1 pseudogene is annotated in these 518 nt (G+C 72.2%); it reads right to left on the reverse strand.

The features are described 5' to 3' along the window. A pseudogene (locus BFF76_RS34000) lies at nucleotides 1–362 on the reverse strand (hypothetical protein); the annotation flags it as partial. Between the last annotated feature and the right edge of the window lie 156 nt (nucleotides 363–518).

The following is a 518-nucleotide window of genomic DNA, read 5'->3' on the forward strand; positions in this document are numbered from 1 at the left end:
CGGCCCGCGATGGGGTACAGCATCTCCTTCGTGCTGCTGCGGAAACCGACCGCAGCCCGGCTGTCGGCGAGCACCCGGCGGTAGCGCTGGGCAACCCGCTTGGAGCTGGGTGTCTTGGCGTTGTAGCGGCGTACCAGGTCGTCGAGGTGCGCCCGCTGGGTCCCGGGAGACCCGCCGCCGACCATGCCGGAGTCGCGGGACACCTCGGGGCGCGGCCCGTGCTGGGCGGGCCGGGCAGCTGTGGTCTGCTCCGGTCCGTTCTCGGGCGCCCCCATCCGGACGGCGATGCGCCGCGACAGCTCGGCCATGGCGGCGAGGTCCCTGTCGACCGCCGCGGAGACGGAGCCGGGGCCGCCGGTCATCGGTCCACCTGACCGGTCCGGACCGGCTGGGCCGACTGAGCGCTCAGCAACTGGTTCAGCTGGCCCATCAGTTGCAGCTGTATCTGTGTGAGCTGGTGGACTTGCCGCACGAGGTCCTCCATCTCCTGACGGGTGGCGTACTCGGTGGTCGCGGCC

The organism is Streptomyces mutomycini (assembly GCF_001700505.1).
GTDB lineage: Bacteria > Actinomycetota > Actinomycetes > Streptomycetales > Streptomycetaceae > Streptomyces > Streptomyces mutomycini.